The organism is Thermonema lapsum, from assembly GCF_011761635.1.
GTDB classification, from domain to species: Bacteria; Bacteroidota; Bacteroidia; order Cytophagales; family Thermonemataceae; genus Thermonema; species Thermonema lapsum.
Map to the genome: position 1 here is coordinate 225,261 of NZ_JAASRN010000002.1, position 26,813 is coordinate 252,073.

General features: G+C 46.7%; 24 protein-coding genes. 5 read left to right on the forward strand and 19 right to left on the reverse strand.

Features of this window, described 5'->3' with window-relative positions; genetic code table 11:
- Window positions 1–52: 52 nt before the first annotated feature.
- Complete coding sequence (locus FHS56_RS06300; protein ID WP_166919053.1) at window positions 53–2,116, reverse strand: hypothetical protein; 2,064 nt, start codon at window positions 2,114–2,116, stop codon at window positions 53–55.
- Between the two features lie 4 nt (window positions 2,117–2,120).
- Entirely contained in the window at window positions 2,121–2,864 is a 744-nt protein-coding gene (gene fabG / locus FHS56_RS06305) for a 3-oxoacyl-[acyl-carrier-protein] reductase (RefSeq protein ID WP_166919054.1), read from the reverse strand.
- Between the two features lie 130 nt (window positions 2,865–2,994).
- Here fabG and FHS56_RS06310 point away from each other — a divergent pair, with 130 nt between their 5' ends.
- A complete protein-coding gene (locus FHS56_RS06310; protein WP_166919055.1) occupies window positions 2,995–4,215 on the forward strand; it encodes a DUF445 domain-containing protein in 1,221 nt (406 codons plus the stop codon).
- On the opposite strand, the gene aroQ is transcribed toward FHS56_RS06310, so the two are convergent.
- A complete protein-coding gene (gene aroQ, locus FHS56_RS06315; RefSeq protein WP_166919056.1) occupies window positions 4,198–4,635 on the reverse strand; it encodes a type II 3-dehydroquinate dehydratase in 438 nt (145 codons plus the stop codon). The two genes, FHS56_RS06310 and aroQ, sit on opposite strands and share 18 nt — an antisense overlap.
- Window positions 4,636–4,723: 88 nt before the next feature.
- Entirely contained in the window at window positions 4,724–4,945 is a 222-nt protein-coding gene (locus tag FHS56_RS06320; RefSeq protein WP_166919057.1) for a YgaP family membrane protein, read from the reverse strand.
- A 139-nt stretch (window positions 4,946–5,084) separates the two neighbouring features.
- Here FHS56_RS06320 and efp point away from each other — a divergent pair, with 139 nt between their 5' ends.
- From efp to FHS56_RS06335, 3 genes are all read left to right on the forward strand, one after another.
- Complete coding sequence (gene efp, locus FHS56_RS06325) at window positions 5,085–5,645, forward strand: elongation factor P (protein WP_166919058.1); 561 nt, start codon at window positions 5,085–5,087, stop codon at window positions 5,643–5,645.
- Between the two features lie 110 nt (window positions 5,646–5,755).
- Complete coding sequence (locus FHS56_RS06330) at window positions 5,756–5,926, forward strand: hypothetical protein (RefSeq protein ID WP_166919059.1); 171 nt, start codon at window positions 5,756–5,758, stop codon at window positions 5,924–5,926.
- A gap of 55 nt (window positions 5,927–5,981) precedes the next feature.
- A complete protein-coding gene (locus FHS56_RS06335) occupies window positions 5,982–6,788 on the forward strand; it encodes a virulence RhuM family protein (RefSeq protein WP_166919060.1) in 807 nt (268 codons plus the stop codon).
- Between the two features lie 207 nt (window positions 6,789–6,995).
- Here the strand turns inward: FHS56_RS06335 and FHS56_RS06340 are convergent, their stop codons facing one another.
- The 5 genes from FHS56_RS06340 to FHS56_RS06360 form a co-directional block, all read right to left on the reverse strand.
- A complete protein-coding gene (locus FHS56_RS06340) occupies window positions 6,996–7,289 on the reverse strand; it encodes a Bor family protein (RefSeq protein WP_166919061.1) in 294 nt (97 codons plus the stop codon).
- A 993-nt stretch (window positions 7,290–8,282) separates the two neighbouring features.
- Window positions 8,283–9,716 (reverse strand): TolC family protein, encoded by a 1,434-nt coding sequence (locus FHS56_RS06345; protein ID WP_243844171.1) that lies wholly within the window; start codon window positions 9,714–9,716, stop codon window positions 8,283–8,285.
- The gene (locus FHS56_RS06350) at window positions 9,700–12,984 is read right to left on the reverse strand and encodes an efflux RND transporter permease subunit (protein ID WP_166919062.1); all 3,285 of its coding nucleotides are present in this window, start codon (window positions 12,982–12,984) and stop codon (window positions 9,700–9,702) included. The genes FHS56_RS06345 and FHS56_RS06350 overlap by 17 nt, the downstream gene beginning before the upstream one ends.
- Window positions 12,985–13,019: 35 nt before the next feature.
- A complete protein-coding gene (locus FHS56_RS06355; RefSeq protein WP_166919063.1) occupies window positions 13,020–14,105 on the reverse strand; it encodes an efflux RND transporter periplasmic adaptor subunit in 1,086 nt (361 codons plus the stop codon).
- A 125-nt stretch (window positions 14,106–14,230) separates the two neighbouring features.
- The gene (locus tag FHS56_RS06360; RefSeq protein ID WP_166919064.1) at window positions 14,231–14,620 is read right to left on the reverse strand and encodes a hypothetical protein; all 390 of its coding nucleotides are present in this window, start codon (window positions 14,618–14,620) and stop codon (window positions 14,231–14,233) included.
- 160 nt (window positions 14,621–14,780) lie between these two features.
- On the opposite strand from FHS56_RS06360, the gene FHS56_RS06365 reads away from it, so the two are divergent.
- The gene (locus tag FHS56_RS06365) at window positions 14,781–16,454 is read left to right on the forward strand and encodes a capsule assembly Wzi family protein (protein WP_166919065.1); all 1,674 of its coding nucleotides are present in this window, start codon (window positions 14,781–14,783) and stop codon (window positions 16,452–16,454) included.
- A 189-nt stretch (window positions 16,455–16,643) separates the two neighbouring features.
- On the opposite strand, the gene FHS56_RS06370 is transcribed toward FHS56_RS06365, so the two are convergent.
- The 10 genes from FHS56_RS06370 to FHS56_RS06415 all read right to left on the reverse strand — a co-directional run bounded on the left by FHS56_RS06370 (window position 16,644) and on the right by FHS56_RS06415 (window position 26,811).
- On the reverse strand, window positions 16,644–18,308 hold the full coding sequence (locus FHS56_RS06370; RefSeq protein ID WP_166919066.1) for a type I restriction-modification system subunit M: 1,665 nt from the start codon (window positions 18,306–18,308) through the stop codon (window positions 16,644–16,646).
- A gap of 115 nt (window positions 18,309–18,423) precedes the next feature.
- Entirely contained in the window at window positions 18,424–18,819 is a 396-nt protein-coding gene (locus FHS56_RS06375) for a four helix bundle protein (protein ID WP_243844172.1), read from the reverse strand.
- A gap of 125 nt (window positions 18,820–18,944) precedes the next feature.
- Window positions 18,945–20,249 (reverse strand): restriction endonuclease subunit S, encoded by a 1,305-nt coding sequence (locus FHS56_RS06380; RefSeq protein WP_166919067.1) that lies wholly within the window; start codon window positions 20,247–20,249, stop codon window positions 18,945–18,947.
- Entirely contained in the window at window positions 20,246–20,854 is a 609-nt protein-coding gene (locus tag FHS56_RS06385; protein WP_243844173.1) for a GIY-YIG nuclease family protein, read from the reverse strand. The genes FHS56_RS06380 and FHS56_RS06385 overlap by 4 nt, the downstream gene beginning before the upstream one ends.
- An 11-nt stretch (window positions 20,855–20,865) precedes the next feature.
- The gene (locus tag FHS56_RS06390; RefSeq protein WP_166919069.1) at window positions 20,866–23,856 is read right to left on the reverse strand and encodes a type I restriction endonuclease subunit R; all 2,991 of its coding nucleotides are present in this window, start codon (window positions 23,854–23,856) and stop codon (window positions 20,866–20,868) included.
- A gap of 45 nt (window positions 23,857–23,901) precedes the next feature.
- Window positions 23,902–24,192, reverse strand: a complete 291-nt coding sequence (locus FHS56_RS06395) for a hypothetical protein (RefSeq protein WP_166919070.1) — start codon at window positions 24,190–24,192, stop codon at window positions 23,902–23,904.
- A 140-nt stretch (window positions 24,193–24,332) separates the two neighbouring features.
- Window positions 24,333–24,575, reverse strand: coding sequence for a heavy metal-binding domain-containing protein (locus FHS56_RS06400; RefSeq protein ID WP_166919071.1), 243 nt, complete (start codon window positions 24,573–24,575; stop codon window positions 24,333–24,335).
- A gap of 13 nt (window positions 24,576–24,588) precedes the next feature.
- A complete protein-coding gene (locus tag FHS56_RS06405; RefSeq protein ID WP_166919072.1) occupies window positions 24,589–24,726 on the reverse strand; it encodes a hypothetical protein in 138 nt (45 codons plus the stop codon).
- A 19-nt stretch (window positions 24,727–24,745) separates the two neighbouring features.
- A complete protein-coding gene (locus FHS56_RS06410) occupies window positions 24,746–26,533 on the reverse strand; it encodes an efflux RND transporter periplasmic adaptor subunit (protein ID WP_166919073.1) in 1,788 nt (595 codons plus the stop codon).
- Window positions 26,530–26,811: a hypothetical protein gene (locus FHS56_RS06415; RefSeq protein ID WP_166919074.1), complete on the reverse strand. Its 282-nt coding sequence runs from the start codon at window positions 26,809–26,811 to the stop codon at window positions 26,530–26,532. The genes FHS56_RS06410 and FHS56_RS06415 overlap by 4 nt, the downstream gene beginning before the upstream one ends.
- Window positions 26,812–26,813: the final 2 nt, after the last annotated feature.

Genomic DNA, 26,813 nt, shown 5'->3' on the forward strand with positions numbered 1-26,813 from the left:
AATTGTTGAAAGTAAACAATTTTAAGCTACTGGCACGATAGAAAATGCAACATCAAACGTAGCCATGATACTTTCTCAACAACCATTCTAAGGAAGCCAAAGCAAAAAATATCCAGAAGAGCCAAGGCAAAGCAATCACCTCCATTAGTCGACTTTGGGTATATAAACGTGCCTTTGCCTCGCTTAAAGAAGCCATCCATCTTTCAAGCTCTTTGAGCGTCAAGAAAGTGCCCCCGTTTGCTTGCGCCAGCTGACGCAAGCGGTCGAATTGTGCCGTACGGTCATACAGCTCCAGTTCCGTTTTACGCACTACAAAACCTCCTTTAGATACCTCTTCCTTACCATTTATGACAGCCTTCGCCACAAAGCTGTATTTTCCGGCAGGCAGCTGGGTCAAGGCAAAACGCCGCTCCGTTTCGCTTAGCGTCAATCGATAACGCTCTTGCGTTTGTTCGCCTTGCAAAAGCAGCTCAAAACTCAAATCACTCAAAGGCTGGAACAGCTCGTCGTAGGCTTCTACTTCCAGCCACACCTGCTCGCCTTCTTCATAGTCTGCTTTGTTGGTAGTTACCAAGAAGCGCCGCTTGCTGCCTTCCGCCGTTAAATACTGTACGGTCTTATCTATGAGCTCATCCACCATGCTTTGCTCTTTAAACAGAGCGTAAGCCTCCAGACGCCAATGCCACAAGCCCTCGGCAAGTAAGATTGCTTGTCGTGGCGACTCTTGCCCCAAGACCCACAAGGGGCGAGTGGTGGGAGTCGAGCCCACCCGCTGATACATCAACACAGTAGTAGAAGGCAACAAAGTAAAGGCGGCATAGGGCGCCAGCAGAGGTGGCAACTTGCGCAGTGCGTCGCTCCATTCAGCAGCAGGAAAACTAAAAGCACGAAAGTCATCGGCAAAATAGCCGCCCACCTCGTCGTAGCGGTTGCCTGAAGGTGAAATCGTCAGCAACTTTTGCATGCGGTTAAGGGCAGCCCAATGGGTCTGTGCGCCCCCAATCCACCACTTGGGCAAAGGGCTTGCCAGCAGCTCCTGCAGAGCAGGTGACAAAGGACGAAGCAGGTGAGGCAGTTGATAGGCAATGAGCAGGTCATAGTTTTTGCGCGGCAGCTCGCGACTTACTCCTTCCACATACAACTGCACATCATAGTTGCCCGTACGTTCCAAAGCGCTGCGCAATGCCTTCAAGTCGGGATGAGCCACTGAAGCAGCAATCAAAATATTTTTCTTGCGGTCAATCACTTCTACCACCACCGAGCGGCGGTTATTGGTCGTATTCAACTCACCAGCAACAGGGCTTACCTCCAGCGTATATTGAAAAACTCCCTCTTCGGCAGCACGCAGCTCGAAAGTATGGGCGGTAATGCTTCCCTCCATAGCTTGGATGCTGCGCTGCTCTAAAACTTTTGTTCCCTCGCTCAGACGCAACAGTACCTCACGGTTGCCGGCACCTCTGTTTTGCACCTCCGCAGTGAGCTGAAAGCGATTGCCCTTTTGCACGACGCGCAAGGTACTGAAGCTGTAAATAGAAAGGTCAGGATAGCGGGTAGTATCCCCTACTGCCAAGGTATGCAGCTTGAAGGGGAAGGAGATGTAAAGCGGATTTTCGCCGGCATTCACGATACCGTCCGATACCAGCAACACATTGGCAAGGTAGTCCCCTTCATGTTGCGACTGTATGCGCCGCAGCATCGATGCTAAGTCGGTGCGGTTTTGGTTAAATTGCAGAGAGTCGAGCGCCGGCAGTGGTCCATTCAAATCAAAGACAGACACCTCATAGCCCAGTGCCTGCAAACGGGCTTGCAGGGCTTGCAGCTGCCTTATGAACTCTTGGCGCTGGGTAGCGTCTTTCCAAGACAAAGACACCGAACGGGAGTTGTCGATGGCAATGACCCACACTGGCGGCTCTTCGTAGCTTTCAAGCAAGCGCCATGTGGGTGCCCATAAGAGCCACACTAAGAGGGTTACTAACAAAAAACGTATGCCAAAAAGTATTTTTTTCAGCACAGGTGCAAAGGGGCTGCGACGATAAAGCCCCCATGCATAGGCTAAACCTACCAAAACACACAAGCCCCCTTGCCACCATGCCATATGTTGCAGTAAGTCGTTCATGGGCTTAGGTCAGCATGCCCCCATCTACTTGCAATACCTGCCCAGTTACATAACTCGACATGTCGGAAGCCAAGAAAACACAGGCGTCGGCTACCTCTTCGGGACGCCCACCACGTTGCAAAGGAATTCCTTTCAACCATTCCTCTTTGTTTGCCAGCTCGTCGGTCATATCTGTTTCAATGAAACCGGGGGCTACCACGTTGCAACGGATGTTGCGAGAGCCCAATTCCAAAGCCACCGACTTAGAAAAACCAATGATGCCGGCTTTTGAAGCCGCATAGTTGGCTTGCCCTGCATTGCCTCGAATCCCCACTACCGACGATATGTTGATGATGCTGCCTTTGCGATTTTTAAGCATGGTGCGCATGACTGCCTTGGTCAGGTTGAAGACCGATTTCAAGTTGGTATTGATGACGGCATCCCACTGTTCTTCACTCATGCGCATCAGCAAATTGTCTTTGGTGATGCCTGCATTGTTCACCAGAATATCGATGTTGCCAAACGCTTCCAACACCTGCTTGACCAATGCTTCGGCTTCGGCAAATTGAGAGGCATCGGAGCGATAAGCCTTCACCTTCACCCCATATTTCTCATGCAACTCTGCTTCCAGGGCTTTGGCTTTCTCTTCGCTGGACAGGTAAGTGAAGGCTACGGCAGCGCCTTGTTCGGCAAAACGAGCAGCAATGGCACGCCCGATGCCTTTCGAACCGCCTGTTACAATCGCTACTTTGTCTGCTAATAACTTCATTGTGTTCGTTCTTTTTGGTTGTTTAATTGGTTTCCCAAAACTAACAATTTGCAAAATAATAAAAGGCACCCATATCTTTCCTATGCTTTTTCTTATTTTTAAGCCAAGCGCTTAAAGTATCCGCCCCACTATGGAAGACATCAACTGGTTACGCCTGCTCTCTTTGCTTAGCATACCGCTCATTAGCGGTTTTATTGGCTGGTTTACCAACTGGCTGGCACTGAAAATGACTTTTTACCCCATAGAATACGTGGGCATACCGCCTTTCGGATGGCAGGGCATCATTCCGGGCAAAGCGCATAAGATGGCAGCCAAAGCCGTAGATATGATTACAACCAAGCTGCTACGCATTGAAGAGCGCTTTGCGCAATTAGACCCGGAGCGCGTAGCCCACGAAATGCAACCGGCGTTGGAAGAGGTCAGTCGCAAGATAGTGAACGAGGTCATGGAAAGCCAAGCGCAAGGCATCTGGGAGCGCACCCCCGATTTTGTAAAAAAGCGCATCTACCAAAGCATCACTGCTGAACTGCCCCACATCACCAAGCAGATGATGGAAGACCTTAAACAGCATATCACCGAAATCCTCGACATCAAATCACTGGCTATCAAAATATTGCTGCGCGACAAAGCCCTGCTCAATCGCATTTTTCAGGAGTGTGGCAAAGAAGAATTCAAGTTTATCGAGCGGTCGGGCTTTTATTTCGGCGCTTTGTTCGGGCTGCCGCAAGCCATCATTTCTTATTTCTATACCCCTTGGTGGCTGCTGCCCCTTGCCGGACTCATGGTGGGGTATATCACTAACTGGTTAGCACTCAAACTTATCTTCTACCCGCTGTATCCCAAAAAATACCTGTTTGGACTGGTTACTTATCAAGGCTTGTTTTTGAAACGCCAGCAAGAAGTAGCAGAAGCGTATGCCAAAATAGTAAGCGAAGAGATAGTGAGTGTAGAAAACATGACGGAGTTTGTGGTGCGTGGACCCGGTGCCGAAAACTTTGCCAAGCTCATAGAAAAGCATGTAGAAGCCTTGGTGGAGCATACCGTAGGCGACACCAGCGTGGCTATCCTGCGCACAGTGGCTGCCGACCGCATCGAAGCCATCAAAAACATAGTAACCTACCGCTTCATGGAAGAGCTGCCCATTTCGGTACGCCGCCTGTTCGCCTATGCCGAAGACGCCCTGTCGATAGAAGAAGAGCTGCGCGAACGCATGAAAGCACTGAGCCCTCCCGAGTTTGAGCGTTTTCTGCATCCTGTTTTTGAAGAAGACGAAACCACACTCATCATCGTGGGTGCCGTGCTGGGCGGCATTGCTGGGCTCATTCAATATTACCTACTTTTCATGCTGTAGGGCATCTAACAGATACTGCACAGCCAAAGCATAACCGGCAAAACCCAAACCTACAATGCTGCCCACGCATACCGGTGCCAAGTAGCTGTGATGGCGAAAAGACTCACGAGCATACACATTCGAGATATGTACTTCCACCACAGGGGCTGCAATGGCAGCTACGGCATCTGCCAAAGCAATGGAAGTGTGCGTATAAGCCCCCGCATTCAATACGATGCCCACTTTGCCGAAACCCACTTTGTGCAGATAGTCGATAAGTGCCCCTTCGCTGTTCGATTGAAAGTAATGCAGCCGATGACCAGCAAAACGCTCTTTCAATTCCTCAAAAAAGGCTTCGAAATGCTGCTTTCCGTAAATTTCCGGCTGACGACGCCCCAACAAATTCAAATTGGGACCATTGACAATATGAATTTCTGCCATGAAACTGCTCTTTTGAAAAGCAATATAAACAAAAAAGCATCGCTGCGGTTTCGCGCAACGATGCTTAGCCACGCCTGCGATTGGGCTCTCAGGACTGCTGCTCCTGCTTTTTAATCGGACAAGTATTGATGCCCAGCAAGGCATACAAACCGCAGAACCCTGTAGCAGCTGTTGCCAAAAGCACAATAGAAACGACCAGAGCCACCGTGCCCCAAGTACCTGTAAGCACGTTGGCAAGGTAGAGCGCCAGCAGTACAGCGCCCAACACAAAGCGTATCAAGCGGTCGGTTTTTCCTTCGTTTACTTTCATAAGCATGGGGGTTTGTTTTTCCTTGTCAAAAGATAAACATATTTTTGAATGTTTCCCAAAATCTGTGTCATTTTCTTTGAACGGTAAAAAAACTAAATTTGCGGCATTGTATTTTTGTTTCTTAACCCTTGAGAAATATATGGCACAGGTCAATGAGATTACTCGTGGTTGCTTTGTTCGCTACAAAGGCGAATTGATGCAAGTACTCGAATATGAGCACCGCACACCGGGCAACCTGCGTGCATTTTATCAAGTGAAGTTCCGCAACGTGCGTAACGGGCGCTTAGCAGAAGAGCGTTTCCGCCCCAGCGACGAAATCGAAATCGTGCGTGTGGAACGCCGCGAGCAGCAGTTTCTATACCGCGACGGCTCCCTCTTCTATTTCATGGACGTGAATACTTACGAACAGACCCCCGTAGACGAAGTGGTGGTGGGCGAAGCTGTCAAATACCTGAAAGACGGCATGGTAGTGTTCGTGCTCTATGACGGAGAAGAAGCCGTGATGGTAGAGCTACCGCCCAACGTGGATTTGGAAGTAACCTACACCGAGCCGGGCATTCAAGGCGACACTGCCACCCGCACCCTGAAGCCGGCAACCCTTGAAACGGGGCTGGAAGTACGCGTTCCCCTCTTTATCAACATTGGCGACGTGGTGCGCATCGACACCCGCACCGGCGAATATGTATCGCGTGCAAAATAAATGTACGCATCTACTTACACTTTTTGAAAGGGCACAAAAGGCAAGCTTTGTGCCCTTTTGATTTGCTGTGTGAACTAGCGCACAAAGTAAAGTATTAAAAGCCTTTGTGCATGGCTATTTTAGCAGGAGTGTTAACTAAAGAGCTTGTTTTAGAACATTTCAATAGAATGCAAGGGTTTGATTTTGCGCGGTTTTCAAACGAAAAGACGCTTTTTATCTTTGAAAGTACAGACCAAAAGTCAATACCCGAGATTTGGATTATAAACTCATTAAGCCGTTGATTTGGTAGGAGTAATTCAAATTGTTCCAAGATGGAACGGGTTGAAAAAATAAACCATGACAGAAAAAGAAATCAAAAAAGGTGAAATCATCATCTACAAGTCCGAAGACGGACCGAAGTTAGAAGTGCGGCTGGAAGAAGAAACCGTCTGGCTTACTCAAAAGCAGATGGCTTTGCTTTTTGATAAGGATGTAAGAACAATAAATGAACACATAAAAAATATATATAAAGAAGGAGAATTGCTTGAAAAAGCAACTATCCGGAAATTCCGGATAGTTCAAAAAGAAGGCAAAAGAGAAGTAGAAAGACAAGTGGATTTTTATAATCTTGATGTGATTATTTCGGTGGGCTATCGAGTTAAATCGCTTCGTGGCACGCAATTCCGCATCTGGGCAACTAAAACGCTCAAAGAACACATCATCAAAGGCTACACCCTAAACGAGCAACGACTACTTCAGACCCAAAACACACTTAAAGATTTACAGGAAACGATTGCCTTGCTTCAAGAGAAGGCAAAACACGAGTTGTTTGCCGGACAAGAACAGGAAATTTTAAGCTTGCTTTCAAATTACGCTAAAACACTGACTTTGCTGGAACAATATGATAAAGAAAAACTGACCTTAAAAAAGGGTGGAAAAGAAAAATTTATTTTACAGTGGGAGGAAGCAAAGGAAGTTATCAAAAATATCAAACAAGAACTGCTCGCAAAAAAAGAAGCAAGTGAACTTTTCGGTCAAGAAAACAACGAAAAATTCCAAGGTATTTTAGGCACTGACTACCGCATTTTTTGCATTGCTCTGTCAATTTGCATTTTTTTGCCAATCAGCTGTTTTCTTTTTGCTAATTCCAAAATAAATCAATAGCAATCCTATGACCAACAAAATTATTGAGCCCCAGAAGTAACCTTTACCGCATTCTGTCAGAGCGTTATAATCAGGAAAATATCTAAAGCCCTGAAAAAACGGTCAATGATGGAGCAATTCCTATTATTATAAGGGCAATCTTTTTCATTTCTTAAAATTTAAAATAAGTCAGGGCTACGGATACGCAACCCTGACTGTGGTTTAAAACTATTTTTTTACAATGGTTGTGGTTGGAGTATAAAGTCCAAAAGTTAAATAACTTATTAAACCATCAATAAATGTGTGTGTGATAGTTACGGTGTAATCCTTTGAATTGCCAGCCATTTTCGTGGGGTCAGAAGTTTTAAGTGGAGCTAACCCACCAATTAAATAATGGTTTTTCTCCCTAACCTCAACACCTGTTTTAGCTCCTTCGCCAACTGAATAAGTCAGGGTGTAGCAGGAAGTAGCTAGAAATGAAATAGCAAATGCAAAAACTAAATTTAAAAGATTTTTTTTCATACTTCTTTCATTTTAAAGTTGTCCCTACTCGTATGGCTTTTCGGAATCGCCCCGTTTTTTATAGTGGTTTCTGGTCTCCACTTTTCTTCTTTTAAAATACCAATCTATTACAATAATGTCAAGTCCTTGAGCCATATTTTTGAGTGCACATTGAAGAAATTCGCGACATACTGCCTCTTCTAAAATTAAGGAAAAAAGTAAAATTAGAGAGTGTTAAGTGAAGATAGATAAAAACTTGTTTGGAAAAATTTCATAGAATCCATATTTATTTAGACAACAGCTTATTCTTAATGAAATATCTATTCTCTCTATAGATTTTGATACTATCTTACTTTTTCTTGTTATCCGCCCAAGATAATGCCTTACATGCGAGTTGCTCTGCTCTATTTTATGCTTTGTATCAACTTATCTTCTGGTATTATCTTTTTATAAACTTCCCAATCATAAAATCTCTCAGCCTTGTCTTTTAATCGTTCACATAATTTCTTGAAGTTTTGAGCATCACGATTGCCAATAATCCACCGATGGTTTTACCTCTAAGACAATCCACAGCTTGCCAGCCTTATGCCTTTGGGTTCTACGTACGACTCACATTTACAAGTCGTGCTATCATTCCAGCAGTTGCTTTACCACTGTCATAAAGTAACAGAGTAAGAGCTTTTGTTTCTGGCTTTACTTTTCTCCTGCATCTCCAATGATAAAATTATAACCACAATGTTTGCATTACTTATGTCTGACTACCCCATTTTTTACTACGCTCTGACTACCGCATTTTTTGCATTTATTTGGCAAAGAGTTCATATGAGAAAATATTGAACAAAATACTTTATATAACACTCTCTAAAATTTTAGTCGTTAATTATATTTCACCAAAACCTCACTTTACACACTACACACTTTCTGGAACAGCATCAGCTACGGCTCAAAACAACAAAAACAGCACTACCCGAAGCAGGCAGTGCTGTTTGCATTTGATGGCTTGTGCACTCCTTTCTATTGCCAGCCACCTCCTAAAGCGCGATACAATTGCACCTTCGCTTGCAGTTGTTTTAGTTTCACTTCTACCAGTTCCAAACGGGCGTCCATGGCTTCGATTTGGGTAAGCAAGACCTCCAGATAATCGGCGTCGGCTGCCCGATACAAAGCATTGGCAATGTTAATAGACTCGGTCAGGATACGTACCTCTTCGCTTTTCAGCTGCAGACTTTGGGTGTAGTTGTCCAGCTTTGCCAGTTGGTTCACCACGTCGGTATAAGCTTGAATCAAAGTCTGTTCATAGGCATAAAGCGCCTGCAACTGACGGGCATTGGCTGAGTTGTAGGCGGCTCTTATGGCGTTCCGGTTGATAAGCGGTGCCATCAAATCACCGGCAAGGTTATAGAGCATGGATTCAGGCGCCAGCAGGAATGCCGGATTGAAAGCCTGAAAGCCTATGCCTGCGCGCAGGTCTAACGAAGGGTAAAACAGCGCTCTGGCTGACTGCACATCCAACTTGGCAGCTGCAAGTTCCAGCTCGGCACGGCGCACATCCGGGCGGTTTTGCAGCAAACGGGCGGGGACACCCGTCAAGATGGAATCTGCCGGCAACTCAAGGAAGCGCCCCGATGAGCGCACAATAGAATCGGGCAGCTGACCTGTCAAGAAACGCAGGCGGTTTTCGTTTTCGGTGATGCGTTGCCGGATGGCATAGCGCAGGTTTTTGGTTTTGAGCAAACGCGCCGCAAAACGATTGACTGCCAGACGGGTATCACGCCCTGCCTGTAGACGCTGACGCACCAGCTCCAAGGCATTTTCTTGTATACGGGCATATTCCTCGACAATAGCCAAGAGATTATCCAGCGCCATCAGCTCGTAGTATGCCTCTGCCACCTCGGCAATCACTTGGGTTTGCACGAAGCGACGCCCTTCAATACTTGCCATATAACGCAAGGCAGCTGCTTTTTTGGCATTACGCAAGCGCTTCCATATGTCTATTTCCCAAGAAGCATAAGCCCCCAGCTCGAAGTGCGAAAAAGGCTCGGGAAACACCTCGCCCGGACGTATGTCCAACTGTTTCTCTACGGCTCCGTAGCGGGTGTACTCTCCCACTTTGTCTACTTCGGCGGCGGCGCCCAAGCGTACGAAAGGCAGGTATTCCCCTTTTCGAGCAAGCACTTCATTCTGAGCGATGACGATTTCTTGCAGCAATATGTTCAACTCTCTGTTGTGATGGAGCGCCGAGTCGATGAGTGCCTGCAGCTGTTTGTCTTCAAAGAAAGTGCGCCAGTCGGGCTGCACCGTAGCAAGCGTATCGGCAGTTTTGCCGAAAGTGGCAGGCAACTGCACCCGGCTATCGGGCAGGGTGTAGCGCGGACCCACACATGCCCCTGCCAATACAAGCCACAGCACCGCCCACACATATATTTTCACCTTATGCATTGTCTTCATCGTCTTTTGAATTGTTTTTGTTTTCACTTCTGCTTTTAGCCTTGCGTTCGGCAGCTTTCCACACCACATCCAAATGCATCAACTTTTTCAACATGCTGGCTTTGCGTGCATCTTCTACTATTTCCTCACTCAGGGGCGATTCTTCTTGCTCTTGAATGAGATGCTTGCCTTCGGTCATCTTGGCAAAGAGATAGTAAAGCCCAGGAATCACGAACACGCCAAAGACGGTACCTATGAGCATGCCTCCCATGGCGGAGCTCCCAATGGTGCGGTTGCCTACGGCGCCGGCGCCATGAGCAATCACCAGAGGTATCAAACCTGCCACAAAGGCAAAAGAGGTCATCAAGATGGGGCGGAAACGCACCTTTGCCCCTTCAATGGCAGCATGTAGGATGCTCGTGCCTTGTTGATGCTTCTGGACAGCAAATTCGACTATCAACACAGCGTTTTTGCCTAAGAGCCCCACCAGCATGATAAGGGCTACCTGTGCATACACGTCATTGGCTAAGCCCATGAGCTTCAAGGCAAGGAAAGAGCCGAAGATACCCACTGGCAGCGACAGTATCACCGCCAACGGCAAAATGAAGCTTTCGTATTGAGCAGCCAGCACCAAATACACAAAGGCAATTACAATGATGAAGATATAAAGCGCTTCATTCCCTCGGTTTGCTTCGTCGTAGGACAAACCTTCCCATGCTATGTCGTACCCTTTGGGCAAGGTTTTAGCAGCTACTTCTTTGATAGCCTCGATGGCATCGCCAGTGGTATAACCCGGCGCTGGCAAGCCGCGAATCGCTGCAGAGTTGTAGAGGTTGTAGCGTGTCAGCTCGTTGGGACCCTGCCGCTTCACCATGCGCATGAAAGCCGAATAAGGCACCATCTCCCCTGCTTCGTTCTTTACATACAGGTTGAGCAAATCGGAAGGGAAGCGACGAAACTCCGGCGCTGACTGCACATATACTTTAAAGAAACGCCCAAAGCGAATGAAACCCTGCTCGTAGGTACTGCCTATAAGTATGTTCAGGTTTTCCATGGCTTTGCCAATAGAAACGCCCTTTTGCATAGCCACCTGATTGTCAATCATCAGTTCGTATTGCGGATAGTTGGCAGCAAAGAAGGTAAACAAACCAGTAAGCTCTTTTCGCTTGCGCAGCTCATCCATGAAGTTTTTGACGATGCGGTCAAACTCTTGATAATCGAAAGAGCCCGTTTTGTCGAGTAAACGCAGCGAGAAGCCGCCAGAGGTACCAAAACCGGGCACTGCGGGTGGTTCAAAGTATTCTATAATAGCCCCCAAGCCTTGCGACTTTTCTTCGAGCTCCTCCATGATTTCATGTACTGAACGTTTGCGCTGCGACCAGTCTTTCAAGTTCACCAGCACAGTACCAGCATTAGAGCCCCGCCCCTCGGTCATGATTTCATAGCCAGCCAGTGAAGTAACCGATTCCACTTCGGGGATTTTCTCACATATTTTTTGCAGTTGCCGCGCTATTTCGTTGGTGCGCTCTAGTGTAGAACCGGGCGGTGTCTGTATGATGGCATAAATGGTTCCTTGGTCTTCATTGGGCACAAAACCGGAAGGGAGTACTTTGTTAACACCCACGATACCGGCACTAAATGCCAACAACACAGCGAGCGTTACCAGACGACGGTCTACTATTTTGCTAAGGATGCTCACATATCTGCCGGTCAGGCGCTCAAACCAACGATTGAATTTATCGATAAACCACTCGACGGGTGTTTTTTTCTTTGCTGGTTTCCAATGGGGGTTTTTCAAAATCATGGCGCACAGCACCGGCGTAAGTGTAAGTGCCACGAATGCCGAAATGATGATGGAACTCGCCATGGTGATAGAAAACTGGCGGTAAAAGACGCCTACGGGACCCGACAAGAAGGTAATGGGCACAAATACCGATACCATCACGAGGGTAATGGCAATGATAGCCCCACTGATTTCGCCCATCACTTTCTGCACTGCCTGATAAGGCGACAGATTGTCGTGCTCCATTTTGGCATGCACGGCTTCGACCACCACAATGGCGTCGTCCACTACAATACCAATAGCCAGCACCAAAGCAAAAAGGGTAATGAGGTTGATGGACAAGCCCAGCAGAGAAATGACAAAGAAAGCCCCAATAAGCGACACAGGCACGGCGATGATGGGAATGAGCGTAGAACGCCAATCGCCCAAAAAGAGGAATACGACCAGTGCCACCAAGATAAAAGCATCGCGTAGGGTGTGCACTACCTGCTCAATGGAGGCATCCAAAAAACGCGACACATCATAGCTAATGCTATATTTCATGCCGGGCGGAAAATCTTTTTCCAGCTCTTTGAGCTTGGCTTTCGTCTGCTCGATTACCTCTTGTGCATTACTGCCTACGGTTTGTTTGAGCACAATAGAAGCCGACGGGCGCCCGTCTAAGCTGGAGTAGATGTCATAAAACTCAGAGCCCAGCTCTACGCTTGCTATGTCTTTGAGGCGCAAGATTTCGCCTTCTTCGGTCGCGCGTATGATGATGTTTTCGTATTGCTCCGGTTTGTTGTATCTATCTTGATAAATCAAGACGTATTCCAGCGACTGAGCCTGTTTGCCAGAACTTTGCCCCAAGCGCCCCGGGCGGGCTATGATGCTCTGCTCCATCATAGCTTCCATTACCTCTTCTGCCGACACATTGTAGGCACGCATGCGGTCGGGGTTGAGCCATACCCTGATGGCATAGATGCGGCTCCCCAATATTTTGGCACTGGCAATTCCTTTGATGCGTTGAATCTCCGGAATCATCCGGGTATAAGCGTAGTTGTAGAGGAATTTCTCGTCTGCTTCTTTGTCTGTGCTATATAAGTTCACATACATGAGCATACTAGGCTGAATGGGGGTGATAATCACCCCTTCGCGCTGTACCAAAGGAGGCAACAGAGGCATTACTTGGTCTACACGCGTTTTGACCCGCACCATCGCGTCGTTGGGGTCAGTACCCGGTTCAAAAATTACTTGTATAGTACCCTCACCGGCGCTAGTAGCGTCGGAGGTAATGTAACGCATGCCCTCTACCCCGTTGATGGCTGTTTCTAAGAGAATGATGGTGGACTTGATGAGCACGTCGGCACTAGCGCCCGGGTAGGCAATGAATATATTCACTGTTGTGGGGGCTATTTCGGGAAACTGCGATACTGGTAAACGATTGATTGCCAACAAGCCCGCAAACACTATGATGATAGACGACACTATGGCAAGTACTGGTCTATGGAGGATTCTGCTAAACATCTTTTTTCTTGTTTTGAAAGCTTACACCATCGAGCCTATTCGGCATACAACTCCAACTGTTTCCATGCTTCTGCTGGCGGAAGATATGCCGCCTTGATTTTTTCGCCTTCACGCACCTTGTTCAATCCATCGAACAGTAGGCGGTCTTTTTCGCTCACGCCTTCTACGGCATACAGATGCGGAAACTCAGCCACTACTTTTACAGGGTGTGCTTTCAAAGTGCCGTCTTTTTCTACCAGATACACATATTTTTTATCCATCACTTCGAAGGTACATTTTTGAGGGATGAGATGTACTCCCCGCAAAGGAATAGTTATCAGAATGTTGCCAGTTTCGCCATGACGCAGCAAGTTTTTGGGGTTGGGAAAGGTAGCACGGAAAGCCACCGTACCGGTTTTATTGTCGAACTCAGATTCTATGGCTGTTATCTTTCCTTTTTGGTCAAAAATTTGCCCATTAGCCATGCGCAACTGCACCTCCCGCGTATTGGCATTATTCGCTCCTTGCATGTAATCGAGATATTCAGGTTCTGGCATGTTGAAATACACCCACAATTGGCTTACATCCGAGAGGGTGGTCAGCAGTTCGCCTTCTTCGAGCAGCGAGCCCAAACGCACATGAAAGCGCCCGACCAAACCATCGAAAGGTGCTGTGATTTTGGTGAAAGAAAGATGCGATTGCGCCAGTGCCAGCTCGGCTTGGGCTTTCTTTAACTTGGCATACACCAGTGCCAGCTGTGCCGGCGAAATGATGTTGCTGTCGGCAAGCGCCTTCGCATTGTCATATTCTACTTGGGCATAATACACTTCGGCTTGTGCCTTTTGGAGTTCTGCCTGATAGACTATCGGCAGAATCTGAAAGAGCAATTGCCCTTTTTTCACCGGCATCCCTTCGTCTACATATATATTTTGCAGGTAGCCCTCTTCGAGCGCTCGCACTTCGATGTGTTGTATGGCGTGTATTTGGCAAACATACTCCCGAACGATGGAAGTGTCTTTGCGCAGAGGAGAAGTAACTGGCAACTGCACCACCTCCCCGTGGTGTTTTTTGTGCTTTTCACAAGCAGCGAGGTTAAATAAGAGTGCTATCAATACCCAATAAGTCCATTTTCTATTTTTCATGATGGGAAATGATTTTTTTAAAGTACAAAGGATAAAGAACGACAAAACAAACTGATGCACTTGCTTTTTTGGAAAAAGCAGTTACAGCCTGTGCCAGCCGAATGATAAAGGGGGTGGGAAAGCTACTAAGGGGCTTCGCTAAAGGCATACCATAGGTAGAGACGGAGAAAAGCCCGATGACATGGCTTGCTTGTAAGGGAGTTTTCATCGACCTTATTCTCTACCGGCAGTTTTCTGAAGGTAGAAAAAGCAGGGTGTGCTTCAGCGATTCCGCGGTACTTTTCCTCTTCTTCTTTCTCTTTTTCTTCGCCGGTGGTGCTGTCCTTGCTACCTATAAGTGCTACAAGCTCGCCTCGGGACGCATGAGGCAAAATGTCAGCATGATGAAAAGACTCACCAATGAATGCCTCGGCAAGGGCAGGTAGGTCGAAATCAAAAACGTGTGCGTGAGTTTGGGCAATAGGCACCAAGCTCAAAAGCAAACTCACAACCAACATGACAACTTTTCGCCCCATGCCCTGCATTTGTTTTTGGCGGCATGATTTAAAATGCCTTATTTTAACGTGTCAAAGGTAAAGATAGTCTCTCAAATATAAAAGTATTTTCATGTTTTTTGCGAGATGCTCACCTCTTTGTTATCTTTCTTTTTTGCTGAGGCTTGTAATTCGTAAAATCATGAGACGTTTTTTCTACATCTTATTGACAAACCACCTACTGTTCAGCATCTTATGGGCAGGCTATGCCCAAGCGCCTTTGTATGACTTAGACGAGGACTATACCCACCTGCTGCGCCGCTATGAGCTGAAAGGCAAGCACTGGGATACGCTTTGGCACTACAGCCAACTACCGGCAAGCAGGCAGGCAATACTCAACCTACTGCAAGACAGCAGCCGCTTTACTTCGGCTGCCGACCGCTTCAATCGTCATTATCTGCAAAAAGACAACTGGGAGCAAAGCGACAGCCTCGCCCAGCTTTACGAAAGAAAGACCGAACAAGGCTTTTGGGGGCAGTTCTATCGTCAACCGGCGGCGCTCTACAGCGCACGTGTGCCCAGCTTCTGTGTGGTCGTCAATCCGGTATTGGATTTACAGGTAGGCAAAGACAGCCGCCTTGAAACGTGGACATACCAAAATACGCGTGGGGTGCGCTTGCGCGGCACTATAGACCGGCGCCTCAGTTTCTTCACCTACCTGACCGACACCCAAGCGCGCTACCCCCTGTATGTGCAAGAATATGTGGACCGCTACCGGGCACTGCCCCATGAGGGCTATTTTAAAGACGGCGACCGCCCCTCGCCTACTACCTACGATTTCTTGACGGCGCGCGGCTATGTTGTTTTTCGCCTGCTGCCTTCGGTAGAGCTACAATTTGGGCACGACCGCAATTTTATTGGCTACGGCAAGCGCTCGTTGATATTGTCGGATTTTTCTGCCCCCTACACTTTTTTGAAACTCACCACGCGCGTGTGGAAGCTGCAATATCAAAACTTGTTTGCTGAAATGGTTGCCGACGTGTCGGAAGCCGACGGGCTACGCCCTAAAAAGTATTTTGCTTTTCATCGTTTGAGCACCCACCTAAACCCGCGCTTAGAAGTAGGGTTGTTTGAAAGTGTAGTTTTTGGGCGGCAAGGGGGCTTCGAGCTGCACTACCTCAACCCCATCATCTTTTACCGCAGTGTAGAACAGCATGTAGGTAGCCCCGACAATGCAATTTTAGGGGGGGACTTCCGTTGGATGGCGCTGCCTCGGCTGGCGCTCTATGGTCAGGTGGTCATCGATGAGCTGGTGGTGTCGGAAATACGCAGCGGCAAGGGCTGGTGGGGCAATAAGCAGGCGGTGCAGCTGGGGCTGCATTATGTCGATGTTTTAGGTATTGACAATCTGGACCTGCAAGCCGAAGCAAATATGGTGCGCCCCTATACTTACACCCAAGACGCTCTCACCAAGGCATACACCCACTACCGTCAACCATTGGCACACCCTGCGGGTGCTAATTTTTATGAGCTCTTAGGTGCGCTGCGTTATCAGCCTTTGCCTCGCTGGCGCTTCGAAGGGCAGGTGTTTTATATAGTGAAGGGCGAAGACCGCAGGGGTGAAAACTGGGGCGGTAATATTTTACTGGACAACCGCACCCGCATGCAAGAATATGGCAACCGTTTGGCGCAGGGTGTGCGCAGCACTACCACTTTGGCAGAGCTGCGTGCCAGTTATCAGCCCTACCAAAATGTGTTTTTAGAGGCGTCGTATTTGTGGCGACAGTTCAGCCAAGAGACAGGCACACGCAGCCATACTTCTTTTGTATCGGTGGGTTTGCGCGTGAATGCTGCCCGGCGGCGTGCAGACTTTTAGTTTCTGGTTGAGGCAAGCCAAAAGAGCGCTTCTCTCGCCTTGCTGCTTCGTCTCTGCGGGGGGATGGCTTTTTGTTTTGCCCTTGCGGTCTTTTTCTCCGCTTTGTTTTTCGCTCTTTTGTTGGGGATATGGCGGGGCAGCTTTGGGCTTCGGTTGGCTGCGCTGTCCCGCCATAGAAACCCATGGGCACTACATCAAAGGCGGCAAGCCCAATTCTTTGAGGTATTCGTTGTGCTTGTCTTTTGCTTCTTTTATTTTCCGCTCTATTTCTACCATCTTTTCATGCACTTGTAGCAAATCGATGGGTTCTTCGGCTACTGCTGTGCTTACATAGCGCGAAATGTTCAGGTTGTATTCGTTGGCGATGATTTCATCCATGCTTACCCTACGCGAGTAGCGCTCTTCTTCTTTGCGGTATTGGTAAGTAGAAACAATTTTTTCGATGTGTTCGGGCAGCAAGGTATTTTGCCGCTTGCCTTTTTCGTAGTGCTCGGCTGCATTGATGAACAGCACATCGTCAAACTTTTTGCATTTTTTGAGTACCAGTATGCAAACCGGGATGCCGGTAGAATAAAACAGGTTGGCAGGCAGACCTATGACGGTGTCGATGTGGCCATCTTCTAACAGTTTTTTTCTTATTTTTTCTTCTGCACCGCCTCGAAACAACACACCGTGCGGTAAGATAATCGCCATGGTGCCCTCTTTGCTTAAGAAGTGAAAACCGTGTAACAGAAAGGCAAAGTCGGCAGCCGACTTGGGCGCAAGCCCATAGTCTTTAAAACGGAAGTCTTCTGCCATGGCTTCGGTGGGCTCCCAGCGATAGCTAAAGGGCGGGTTGGCTACTACGGCATCGAATTCTATTTTTTTGGCGGGGTTTTCTTCCCTTAACAAGTCCCAATCATTGAGCAGCGTATCGCCATGGTAGATTTCGAACTCGGTGTCTTTCACGCCGTGCAACAGCATGTTCATGCGGCATAGGTTGTAGGTGGTAATGTTTTTTTCTTGTCCGTAGAGCTTGCCGATGGTTCCGCCCGAGTCTATCATTTTTTTACGCACATTCAACAACAACGAGCCCGAACCGCAGGCAAAATCTAACACGCGTTCTATCTTTTTCTTTTTGCCCTTACTTGGGTCTTGGCTGTCGAGCGTTACAATTTCTGAGAGGATGGTAGAAACCTGCTGCGGGGTATAAAACTCACCTGCTTTTTTGCCCGAGCCTGCTGCAAATTGACCGATAAGGTATTCGTATGCATCGCCGAGGATGTCGGTATCTGTTGAAAATTGCGCCAGCCCCTCAGCAATTTTTTGTATGATGTTGCAAAGTTTTTTGTTTCGCTCGGTATAGCTCTTTCCTAATTTTTCAGAATCGAGGTTGATTTCTGAAAACAAGCCTTGAAAGGTGTTTTCGAACGATTCGTTTTCAATGTATTTAAAACCTTCTTGCAAGGTGCTGAGCAGCTCGTTGCTTTGTGTTTTAGCCAAATAGACAATGTGGGTCCACAGGTATTGGGGCTTGATGACATAATGTATTTTTCTGCGCATGAGTTTTTCAAATTCTTCCACATAGTCGGGGTTTTGTTCGTACCAAATGGACAGAGGTGTTTTGCCCCCATTGCCGTGAAGGGTGGGGTATTCGTTTTTTAGTAATTCTTTGGCAGCTGCTTCGTAGTTGTCGCTCAGGTAGCGCAGAAACAAAAACGAAAGCATGTAATCGCGAAAATCGTCTGCATTCATTGACCCTCGCAGTTCGTCTGCAATTTTCCAAAGGGTTTTGCCTAAGTTTAATTGAGAATTGAAAGTTGAAAATTGAGAATTGAGGGTTGAGGGTTGAGGGTTGTTTTTGGTGGTATTCATTTTTTCCATGTTTTAGTTGAGAGTTGAGAATTGAGAATTGAGAATTGAAAATTGAAAATTGAGAATTGAAAATTGAAAATTGAGAATTGAGAATTGAGAGTTGAGAATTATTTTTTCATTTTTTTAAGTTCTTTTTTGATGACTTCACAATACTAACCAACAGCTTTAGCAATTCTTCGGAATCGGAATAGATGGATTCAAATTCTTTTTCACTGATAAAATCACTATCTTTTAGTAGGTGAAGCCAATAAGCAGTTTCATTCGCTTCTTTCAAAGCTATGTTCATTTTACTGATAAAATCGGCTTTTGATTGGGCGTGTTCACTTTCTTTGATTAAAGCACCGATGGCAGTGCCACTTCGTAGAAGCTGCTTACTTAAAACAAACTCCTTCTTTTCAGACGTTAAGTATTTATACAAATTGATTACCCTCAACGCAAAAGCGTAAGATTTATTCATTACAATATTTTCCCTTACCCTTTCCATTTCAATTTTCAATTTGAAATTTTCCATTACAAATTACAAATTCTCCATTATCCATTCTCCATTTTCCATTTTCCATTCTCCATTCTCCATTCTCCATTCTCCATTCTCCATTCTCCATTTTCCATTTTCCATTCTCCATTATCAATTCTCAATTATCCATTCCCCACTGGAAACAGCCCCTGCAACAGCCCCTTTTTGTGCTGCTCCAGCAATTCAATTTTTTCCGTTTGGGCAGCGATGAGGTCGTCTAAGGACGAGAGGCAAGCGGCGATTTTTTGTTGTTCGGATTTGTTTTTTGGGAATTTGATTTTAACATTTGAAATTCTTGTTGCTGATATTCCAAACACTTTTGCACCTTGTGCCTCTTTTTGAATTTGTTTTCTAACCCATTCTGATTTAAAGAGATAACCACCAAAACCAATGACTAAAAGATTTTCTTTTTGTCGAGCAAGTAATGTATGTAAGCCTGAAACGACTTTTTCATTATTCAAATTTATGATTTCAATGCTTTTGCCAACATCATTTAAGTCTTCTGATGCATCTGCAAAAATTATATCTCCTTCTTTACAATAACTTTCTTCTTTAATTTTTTCAATCGGTAAATATGGGTTTATAAAAGGAACTTTTTCTTTTGAAATGTCAAAAAGGGTATCAAACTTCGTATGAATATCTCCATAATGAATGTTCTTTACTAAACCATTTTCATAATTTAGACAATCTCTGGAGAAGGAATTTGTTGGTTTAAATTCATAAACCTCCCCCAACCTCTTCACCTCCCACTCTCCTGCATTTTGGAATTCCGGGAAGCGGAGGCGGGGCACGGTTTCGCCCTCTTGTGGGAAGAGCTGTTGCAGCAGTCCTTTTTTGTGTTGTTGCAGCAGGGCTAACTTTTCCCGCTCGCCTGCTATCACTTCATCTAAAGACGAGAGGCAAGCAGCGATTTTTTGTTGTTCGGGGAGGGAGGGGAACTGCACAATTATTTTTTTAAGTGCTTTTATAGGAAGAGCAAGCCTTGTTCCGCCTTGTGTTAATTTAAAAATTTGATTTTTTACTACTCTGGAAAAGTTAAGATAATAATACAAGAATAGTCGATTTGTATTTTTTTCTGAAATATAAAAGACAGGATATGCAGGAGAAACAATTCCTTTTTCTAATATACTCTGAATATTAAATGTAAAATCACCAGAATCACTCATTGAACGATAAGTAAAATCATTCCTGAAAATTATTTTATAACCAATGTTACTAAGACTTGCAATTTGTTTGTCAAAATACTCTTCTTGAAGGAAAATTCCTTTTTTGCTGGATGTAAGAAGAGGATATTGATTTTTTATAGTTGTTCTTTCGTTTCTTTCTTCTATTACCTCCCCCAACCTCTTCACCTCCCACTCCCCTGCATTTTGAAATTCGGGGAAGCGGAGGCGGGGTACTAGTTTATTTTGGTTGTTCTTACTCATGGGTTTTTGGGTTTTTTGTTCTTACTGTTGCTGGTGTTGTCGCTGCTGTTTCCTTCGCCGCTGCCGTTTCCTTTGCCGCTGCCGTTTCCTTTGCCGCTGCCTTCGACAGGCTCAGGCAGCGGCGAGGGCTCAGGCAGCGGATTATTTTCACCGGTGGCTGAGTTTATCGTTTTCCCGGTGGCTGAGCTTGTCGTTTCACCGGTGGCTGAGCTTGTCGAAGCCACCGGTATATTGCTACTGCCGCTGCCGTTTCCTTTGCCGCTGCTGTTTCCTTTGCCGCTGCCTTCGACAGGCTCAGGCAGCGGCGAGGGCTCAGGAAACGGCTCAGGCAGCGGCTTGGTATAACTCCTCGAAAGCTGTTTTAACAATTCATAGTCGCCTCTTATGAGGGCTTCTTTCTTTTTTCTGCTCCAGCCCTGCACTTGCTTTTCTCTGTAAAAGGCATCTTGTATCCGGTCGAAGTATTCACAATAAACCAGCTTCACGGGCAAGCGTTTTTTGGTGTGGTTGGCACCCTCGCCTGCCTGATGTTGTGCCAAGCGCCGTTCAAGGTTGGTGGTGCTACCGGTATAGTAGCTTCCATCGGCACATTGTAATATGTACATCCAACCGCCCTTCATCGGCTTTGCTCATAGGCTCTCAATCCACTAATTTCCCGACCTTCGGCTTTCTTTTTCAACCAAGGAATCAAATCTTGCATCAAGGCGGATTCTCTTTTAGAGAGTTCTCGCCAGTCAAGGTCTAAGGGTTCAAAGAGTTTGGTGAGTGCACCGCCATCAAGAATCATGCGGTCAAGGATGCTGTCGGTAAATTGCTGCAAAGTGGCAAGCTCCAAACCATGTTTGTGCGCTATTTCGGCTAATTGCTTGGCTGTTTTTTCTTCTTTAAATCTTTGATAGCCTTCTCTTATTTGTTGTTCATCGAGCGGCTTGCCTACTTCCAGACTGTTGATGTAGTCAATCATATCGTCGCGTTCTTCCATCAGGTTGGCGCTGCTGCTCAACAAACTAATGAGTTGTTCACGGGTCATTTGCTGCTTCTTGGCTGTGCCTTGCGTGTATTTGGCAATGAGTTTCATGATGTAGTCGTAGTCTACCAGCGCAGAGGCGAACAGCACAAATTCGAAGTCTAATTGCTGAATGTTCTCGGGGGCTTGGTTGCCTTCTTTTTGCTGAATGTCGCGAAGTTGCTTGGCAATTTCCAGATACGAGCTGCGGAAGGCACGCAATTGCTCTTCGGGCAACAATTGCTCAATTTCGGCTTTTTGTTCGTAGGTCAAGTCGGTGTATTGGTCAAGTTTTGTTTTTAGCCTTTGCACTTCTTTAAAGCGATTGATGAATTCGGCACGGGCGGCATCGCCTCTGATGTTGTACACCTCTTGTGGTTCGGCTACCATATCTTGTGCTGCCATCCATTCTTTCATTGCTTTTACAGCCTCCCGGTATTTTTCAATCACTTTGGGGGCGGGTTCAACCAGCCAGATTTCCTTAGAACGCTCGTCGTTTTCTCCGCTAAAAAGGACAATGGCTTTTTCTACTTCGTTCTGTTGTTGCCTAAAGTCTAAAATGTTTCCGTGAGGTTTGCTGCTGTTCAACACGCGGTTGGTACGGCTGAAGGCTTGAATCAAGCCGTGGTATTTTAGGTTTTTGTCCACATAGAGCGTGTTGAGGTATTGGCTGTCGAAGCCTGTGAGCAGCATATCTACCACAATCACTATATCAATTTTGTTCTTGTGCGGGTAGTCGGCATTGCTGAATTTTTGGGCTTTGATGCGTTGTTGAACATCCTGATAATACAAGTCAAATTCTGCAATGCTGTGGTTGGTGCCGTACTGTTTATTGTAATCGCTGATAATGGCTTCCAGAGCCTTTTTCTTCTTTTCGGGTTCTACTTGGTTGTCGGCTTTTTCTTGCTGTAAATCTTCCTGCAGTTGTGCTACATCTTTGTTGCCATCGGCGGGTGGCGAAAACACACAAGCGATGTTTAAAGGAATGAAGTTTTCATTTTCTTTGGCTTTGCGTGCCTGAATGTCTTTGAACAGTTCGTAATATTCAATGGCATCGTTGATGGAAGCAGTGGCAAAAATGGCATTAAAGCGCCGTTGGCTGGTGGCGGCATCGTGTTTTTTCAAAATGGTATTCACTACAGCTATTTTGTGCTCCCTACTTCCAATGGGCACGTCTTTTTCAGGCTTGAAATACTCAATGTGAAAGCGCAATACGTTGCCGTCTTCGATGGCGTTGGTGATGGTGTAGCTGTGCAGTTGTTTTTCAAAAATATCCTTTGTGGTTACATAAGAGCCAACGGTGCCGTCAACTTGCTTGTAGGTGGCATTTTCTTCGAAAATAGGCGTGCCGGTAAAGCCGAACAGCTGTGCTTTTGGGAAAAATTCTTTGATGGCTTTATGATTTTCGCCAAACTGCGAACGGTGGCACTCGTCAAAGATGAAAACGATGCGTTTGTCGCGAAGCGGTTGCAAGCGTTCTTTATAGTCATTCTTGCTTCGTGCTGAGCCTGTAGAAGGACTTGAGTTTAGCGCCAAACCTAATTTTTGAATGGTAGTAACGATTACTTTGTTGGCATAATCGTCCGAAAGCATTCGTCTTACCAGCGTTTCGGTGTTGGTGTTTTCTTCCACACAACCTTCCTGAAACTTGTTGAACTCCTCACGGGTTTGTCTGTCTAAGTCTTTGCGGTCAACCACAAACAAACATTTTTCAATGTTTGGGTTGTCTTTCAGCAAGGTAGATGCTTTAAATGAAGTGAGTGTTTTGCCGCTTCCGGTGGTATGCCATATGTAACCGTTGCCCCTATTTTGCTCGATACAATCTACAATGGCTTTTACGGCATAAATCTGGTAGGGTCGCATCACCACGAGCTTTTTTTCGCTGGCAACCAACACCATGTATTTGCTTATCATTTCGGCTAATGTGCACTTGCTCAAAAACTTTTCGGAAAAGTCGTCGAGGTGGGTAATTTTTTTATTGGCTTCATCGGCAAATTGATAGATGGGCAGGAAACGTTCTTCTGCATCAAAGTTAAAGTGTTCTGAGTTGTTGTTGGCAAAATAATAGGTATTGGTGCGGTTGCTCACAATAAACAACTGCACGAAGCAAAGCAATGAATTGGTGTAGCCATTACCCGGGTCGCTTTTGTAGTCCACAATTTGTTGCATGGCTTTGCGCGGGTTGACGTCAAGGCTTTTTAATTCAACCTGTACGACCGGAATGCCATTTATCAGCAATATCACATCATAGCGGTGATGACTGTTTTTGGTGTTTATCCGCAGTTGATTGACAAGCTCAAAATCGTTTTTGCACCAATCTTTCAAATTCACCAGCTGATAATGCAGAGAGGTTCCGTCATCGCGCAAAAAGGTGTTTTTCTCTCTTAGCCTTTTAGAAGCAGCAAAAACATCTGAGGTGGTTATTTCGTCTACCAACCTTTCAAATTCCTTATCGGTCAATTGTACCTTGTTTAGTTTTTCAAATTTTTCTCTGAAATTCTTCTCTAAACTTTCACGGTCACGAATATCAGGGCGGTAGGTATATTTCAGCTCGTCTTGCAGTTTGTCAATGAAGCGCTGCTCTATGTCTCTCTCTTTCATTGGACTAAGGGTTTATTGTGGTTCAACCGAACAGAAATAGACAGCTTAATTTAGCGATAAAACAAAAAAAAATCCTGCTTGCAAGCTTGTCATTGAACGACAAGGGCAGGCTTTTGGAAAGCGTAGCCAAATGGATGGAGGGTATTTTTTCGATAAAAACCACCCTAAAAAGCGCCCTTTGGGCAGATGTTTGATGAGGTTCATACCGGCAAAGCCTCCGCCAACAACCAGCAGACGGGGCAAGTTGGAAGCGGGCAAGCAAATGGGTTGATTGGGGTAAGCCATAGCTGTGATGGTCATGACTGTGATACCATAAATAAAATAAAGCATTGCCATGCAAGACAGGCTGCAGGCGCTGTGAGCAATAACAAGCCGAATAGGTAGTTCATGAGGGTTGAATGTATTTCTCAAAACAAGAAGCGGCAGGGAAGTATGTTTCCTGCCGCCTTGAGCTTGCCCTATGCTGTTTTGGGGGCTTAGTCTTTTACCTCTACTTTCTCCAGAGGCATACCGCAAACTGGGCAGTCGCCTTCTTCGTCGTACATCTTGTCTTCTTCGCACTTCATGGGGCACTGATACATCACCCCAGCTTGCTGCATGTGCTTTTTGTGCGTGGGCGTCTGCCCGCTTGATTGTTCTTGTTCCTGCTTTTCGATAGAGCAGGCAGTCAGGCTCATGGCAAAAGCCACGGCAAGGACTACTGCAATTTTTTTCATCATAATTTTTGTGTTTTTAAGGTTTAAAGATTTGAAAAAGAAATATGCTTAGCATCAGCAGCCCCAACAAGAGGCTAATGATTTGATTGAGCCAGTGCTTCCATGCCTTTGGGGGCTTGTGGTGGTGCAACAACTCTTTGCAACAGTCTTTCATCTATCAAGTGCTTTGGGTTTTATTTTGCGGGTGTAAGTGTCTGCTTCACCGAACCACAACGCAACATAGTGCTGCCAAAGTAAGGATTTTGTATGTTTTTTTCACGGCTAAGCCAATAACCTCCCTTGTTGTTGCTTGCCATAGGGCAGTACTGCAGGTATAAGGTATCTTCGGCTACGGGCAAACGGCTTGCCCAAGCAATAAAGGCATCTGAAAGCGTCAGGAAAGCCCGGCGCATGTCTTCTATATTTTGGGCTTTGGCGATGGTGGTGGCTGCCTCTCCGATGCGCTCAGCCTGTGGCATCCCAAAACGATGCATCTCTTCCTCCCATGTTTCCATAGGCACTTGTTTGAGATGATTCAGCATGCCTTGTGCTGCTTTGCGGGCAACCGCGGGTTTATCCTCTACCAAAGCATTTTTCAATTGGTCGTAGTCATCGAGCAGCTGCCGCAAGGGCTCCCTTAAAGCAGAGGGGACTGCTTGGCTTGTAGTGGAAGGTGTCGCCCCATGGGTACCGCCATGGTGCATATGAGGGCTAAGCATCACGCCTCCTTGGCGATTCATCATACTGGGTTTTCCGGCAAGTTGGGCTGCCGCATCGATGGCAAAGGTAGCATGAACGACCACCTCTTCGCCTTCTTGCAAGCCGCTTTCTATTTCGTAATCATCTCCCAAAGAAAGTCCCAACACTACTTCCCGCATTTCGAAATAAACCGCCTCTTGGCTACGGCTCATCACATACACCAAAGAGCGCTTGCCGGTCCACATCACAGCCGTTTTGGGCACGATGAGGGATTGAGGCGCTTGCTTGTGCCCGGCTTGCCCCTCTGCCACCACCAGCATGCCGGGCTTCAGTTGCCCGCCCGGGTTGGCTTGCACCACACGGGCGCGTGCCACACGGCTTTGGGGGTCTACCACCGGGTCCACGTAATCAACCGTACCTTCGAAGGTATTGCCCGGCAAGGCTTGTACATGATAACTGAGCCGCATGCCGGGCTGTATCCATGGAAGGTCTTCTTCATACACATCCAGCAGTATCCAAACGGTAGAGAGGTCGGCAATTTCAAAAAGGCTTTGTCCGGTGTTTACATAATCCCCCACATTTACCTGCTTGCGTAGCACATAACCTGTGGTAGTGGCAAGTACGGGAAAGACCGTTTGCACGCTGCCCGCTGCCAAAATATGGGCTATTTGCTGGTCGGAGAGTTTCCAGCTACGCAACTTCTCTTTGGCTGCCTGTGCCAGCGGCGAGGCTTCGCCCTGCAAGCGCACTGCCTGCAGCAACTCTTCTTGGGCACTTATCAACTCGGGCGAATAAATATAAGCCATCACCTGTCCACGTTGCACATACTGCCCAGTAAAGTTCACCAGCAGGCGTTCGACGCGCCCCGGTATGTGAGCCGGCTGGGTCGCCACGCTCTGCTCATTGACGGCTACCTGCCCGTTAAGACGCAATGGCTTGAACAGCTTCCCTTTTTTCACCTTGAAAGTCTGCACCTGTGCCAATGCCATGGCTGTGGGCGTCATCTTCACGGCATAAGCAGAGGCGTGCCCACCATCATCAAGCGCAGGGGCAGGCACCAAATCCATACCGCAAAGGGGGCACTTGCCCGCTTCGTTTTGGCGTATTTGGGGGTGCATAGAACAGGTCCACATTGGTGCCTGCGTGTGTTCGTGTTCCTCGTGGGCAACAGGCTCCTGAGCAGGGGTTGAACGACTGAGCCAATACCCTACCATCCAACCGGCAACAAACAAGAACAGAGCCTGCAGACGGCGACCTTTCAAATATCGAAGTATGGTTTTCATGACCAATGCCATTTTGCTTGTTTTTTCAATAATTGAGCATTCAAAGCAACCATAATGGTGCGTTCACACATTAACACAGCCCCAAAGGCAGCATGCAACATGATAGCAACACAGGCAACAACCAAAGCAAGTGCAGAGTAGGTATCAAAAGCAATCCCAAAGCGGTACCGGAAATCAGATGCCATCTGGGCATGATGGTCGTGCTCGTGGCAGGGCTCTTTTGCATCTCTATGAGCATGCCGTGGGTAGTCCTTGTGTTTAGAAGTGTTTTGATTCATGG